This window comes from Actinotalea sp. JY-7885 (assembly GCF_014525465.1).
Classification (GTDB): domain Bacteria; phylum Actinomycetota; class Actinomycetes; order Actinomycetales; family Cellulomonadaceae; genus Actinotalea.
Window position 1 is genome coordinate 1 of sequence record NZ_JACEXH010000238.1, and the last position, 3,888, is coordinate 3,888.

At 76.3% G+C, this 3,888-nt stretch carries 4 protein-coding genes; all 4 read left to right on the top strand.

The annotated features are described in order from the left end of the window. Window positions 1-897: NAD(P)-dependent oxidoreductase (locus IDM29_RS15500; RefSeq protein WP_255500335.1), on the top strand; the 897-nt coding region annotated here is incomplete at its 5' end. 196 nt (window positions 898-1,093) lie between these two features. Further along, complete coding sequence (gene nhaA / locus IDM29_RS15505; protein ID WP_188037749.1) at window positions 1,094-2,353, top strand: Na+/H+ antiporter NhaA; 1,260 nt, start codon at window positions 1,094-1,096, stop codon at window positions 2,351-2,353. 42 nt (window positions 2,354-2,395) lie between these two features. After that, on the top strand, window positions 2,396-3,433 hold the full coding sequence (locus tag IDM29_RS15510) for a LacI family DNA-binding transcriptional regulator (RefSeq protein ID WP_182112185.1): 1,038 nt from the start codon (window positions 2,396-2,398) through the stop codon (window positions 3,431-3,433). A 65-nt stretch (window positions 3,434-3,498) separates the two neighbouring features. Continuing rightward, window positions 3,499-3,888: hypothetical protein (locus tag IDM29_RS15515; protein ID WP_223148398.1), on the top strand; the 390-nt coding region annotated here is incomplete at its 3' end.

Sequence of the window (3,888 nt, forward strand, 5' to 3'; positions counted from 1 at the left end):
CGCCCGGTGAGCACCGCACCCCGCGCGGGCGTGGTCGGCCTGGGCGTCATGGGGGCGCCCATGGCCCGCCACGTGCTCGAGGCCGGGCTGCCCCTGCACGTCACCGCCCGCCGCCCGGCGTCGGCCGCGCCCCTGGTCGACGCGGGCGCCGCCTGGCACGCCACGCCCCGTGAGCTCGCCGCGCACGTGGACGTCGTCGTGCTCATGGTCCCCGACCTGCCGGACGTGCTCGCCGTGCTCGACGGCCCCGACGGGCTGCTCGCGGGGGTGCGCGGACCGCTGGTCGTGGTCGTCGGGTCCACCGCGTCACCGACGGGCGTGCGCGAGCTCGGCGCGACGCTCCGCGAGCGCACGGACGGGCTCGTGAGCCTCGTCGACGCACCGGTGAGCGGCGGCCAGGAGGGCGCCGAGGCGGGCACGCTGTCGGTCATGGTGGGCGGCGCGCCCCACGACGTGGCGCGCGCGATGCCGGTGCTCGCCGCGACGGGCACGGCGGTCCACCTGGGTCCGCTCGGCGCCGGTCAGGTCGCCAAGGCGTGCAACCAGATGATCGTCGCCGCCACGGTGACCGCGCTCGCCGAGGCGGCCGTCGTCGCCGAGCGCGCCGGGCTCGACGTCGGCGCGATGCTCGACCTGCTCGGCGGCGGGTACGCCGCGAGCCGCCTGCTGGAGGTCAAGAAGCACCGCTTCGCGACGCACGACCACAGCCCGTCCGGGCCGGCGAAGTTCATGGTCAAGGACCTCGGCTTCGCGCTCGACGAGGCGCAGCGCAGCGGGACCGCCACCGCGCAGACCGAGCTGCTGCTCGAGGTCTTCCGGGGCGTGACCGACGCCGGGCTCGGGGACCTGGACACCTCCGTCGTGCAGGCGTGGGTCGAGTCCCGGACGCGTCTGTGAGGTATTCGCGCCGCGCCGTCGCAGCGGTGCGCACTCTCCTTCCGCGCGCGTCGCGCGGGTGCGCGAGTACCAGCGCCGGGGCACCTCGGACGCGGGACGTCGGGGCGTCGGACAGCGCCCCGACGTCGGTTACGGTCGTCGCCGACGGGCCGAGGCGAGGCCGTCGGACCCGTCCCGAAACGACCCGAGGACAGCCATGACCGACCGCCGCCCGCCCGTGCTGGGCACCCCGACCCCCGGCTCCCTGCGCAACCTCGCGGACACGCTGCGCGCCGAGAACGCCGGCGCCATCCTGCTGCTCGCGGGCGCCGTCGTCGCGCTCGTGTGGGCGAACTCGCCGTGGCGGGACGCCTACGAGGCGCTGGGCTCGGCCGTCGTCGGCCCCGCGGCCCTGCACCTCGACCTCACGGTCGCCGAGTGGGCCACGGACGGGCTGCTCGCGATCTTCTTCTTCGTCGTGGGCCTCGAGCTCAAGCGCGAGATGGTCGACGGCCAGCTGCGCCGCCCCTCGACCGCGATCGTCCCGATCCTCGCCGCGGTCGGCGGCATGGCGGCGCCCGCGGCCCTCTACGTGCTGGTCAACAGCCTGTCCGCCGGCGGCTCGCTCGACGGCTGGGCGATCCCCGTCGCGACCGACATCGCGTTCGCCGTCGCCGTGCTCGCGGTGTTCGGCAAGCGGCTCCCGCCCGCGCTGCGCGCCTTCCTGCTCACGCTCGCCGTCGTCGACGACCTGCTGGGCATCGTCGTCATCGCGGTGTTCTACGCCGAGGGCCTCGCGCTCGTGTGGCTGGCCGCGTCGCTCGCCGCCATCGTCCTCTTCGGCGTGCTCGTGCGCCGCAAGACGACCGCCTGGATCCTCATCCCGCTGGCCGTGGTGGCGTGGGCGTTCATGCACATGTCCGGCGTGCACGCGACGATCGCGGGCGTGATCCTCGGGTTCACCGTGCCGGCGCTGGCCCGCGCCGGCGAGCGCGAGAGCCGGGCCGAGCGGCTCGAGCACGTGTGGCGCCCGGTCTCGGCCGGCCTCGCCGTCCCCGTGTTCGCGCTCTTCGCCGCCGGCGTCAGCATGAGCCCCGCCGCGCTGGCGGACGCGGTCGCGGACCCCGCCGCGCAGGGCGTCGCCCTGGGCCTGGTGGTGGGCAAGCCGCTCGGCATCCTGACGGCGACGTTCCTGCTGGTGAAGTTCACCCAGGCGAACCTCGACGCGAGCGTCCGATGGCCGGACCTGGCGGCGGTGAGCGTGGTGGCCGGCGTCGGCTTCACGGTGTCGCTGCTGATCGGCGAGCTCTCGTTCAGCGCGGACTCCCCGCACAGCGAGAACGTCAAGGCGGCCATCCTCATCGGGTCGCTCACGTCGGCGCTGGTCGGCGGGCTGCTGCTGCAGTGGCGCGGGCGGCGGCACGTCGCCCGCCTCTCGGCCGGGGCCGCGGGCGGAGAGCCGGACGCCGCCGTCTGAGCGGGCGGCCCGCGCTCGGTGGGCAGCCCCTACGCTGGGAACGTGGCCACCAACACGTCGGGACCCGTCACCCTCAGCCAGGTGGCGCGTGAGGCCGGCGTGTCCCTCGCGACCGCGTCCCGGGCGATCAACGGCAGCGCGAACCGGACGGTGCGCGAGGACCTGCGGCAGCGGGTCCTCGAGACCGCCGAGCGGCTGCGCTACTCGCCCGACGCGAACGCGCAGGCCATGGCGCGGGGCCGCACCACCTCGCTGGGGCTGATCGTCCACGACATCGCGGACCCGTACTTCTCCTCGATCGCCGCGGGCGTCGGCCTCGCGGCCGAGCGCGAGGGTCTGACGATGACCCTCGCCAGCACGCAGCACGACCCGGCGCGCGAGCCGGCGATCGTCGAGCTCCTCACGCGCCAGCGCGCGCGCGCCATCGTCGTCGCCGGGGGCCGTCGGGACGACGACGAGGTCAACGAGGCCATGCGCACGGCGCTCGCCGGGTTCCAGCGCTCGGGCGGCACGGTCACGCTCGTCGGGCAGCCCCTGCTCGACGTCGACACCGTCGTCATCGACAACCGCAGCGGCGCCGGGGACCTCGCGCGCGCGCTGCACGGGCGCGGGTACCGGCACTTCGGTGTGCTCGCCGGACCTGCCGACCACCTCACCGCCCGCGACCGGCTGGAGGGCTTCGTCGAGGTCCTCACCGAGCTCGGCGCGGCGCCCGGCGACGGCGCGGTCCTCGCGTCCGCGTTCACGCGGGACGGCGGCTACGAGGCCATGCGCACGCTGCTGCGCTCCGGCCCGCCGGTCCAGGTGGTCTTCGCGGTCAACGACGTCATGGCCGTGGGCGCCATGGCCGCCGCCCGCGAGGCGGGCGTCCGCGTGCCCGACGACGTCGCCGTCGCCGGCTTCGACGACATCGTCACGCTGCGCGACATCACCCCCGCGCTGAGCACGGTGCGCGTCCCGCTGGTCGACGTCGGCATCGCCGCGACCGAGCTCGCCCTCGCCGCCCCCTCGGCCGAGCCGCGCCTCATCCACGTCGGCGGCACCGTCGTCCTGCGCGAGTCCACCCCCCCACGCCCCTGACGCGTCGGGGGCAGGCGCCTCAGAAGCGGCCGCCACCGCCGCGGCGGCGCGAGCTCGAGCTGCGCTTGCTCGAGCTCGACCGGCGGCTGGAGCTGCTGCGGCTCGAGCTGCTGCGGCCCGAGCTCGACCGGCGGCTCGAGCTCGAGCGCCGGGAGGAGCCGCCGGACCAGCTGCTGCTGCGCGAGGACCCGCCCCACGACCAGCCGCTGCTCCCGCTCCCGCCCCAGCCGCTGCCGCCGCCCCAGCTGCTGTCGTCGTCGTCGGAGCGCCAGCGGTACTCGGACACGCCCGAGGGCTGGTACTCGAGGCGACGTCGGTCCGCGTCGACGTCGTCCTGCGCGGCCCGCCGGGCGCGCGCGATCTCGTGCTCCGCGCGGTCCGCGGCGGCGAGCGCCGCGACCGGGTCCGACGTCGCCAGGCCCCGGGCCTCGGCGAGCGAGCGCTCGCCCTCCACG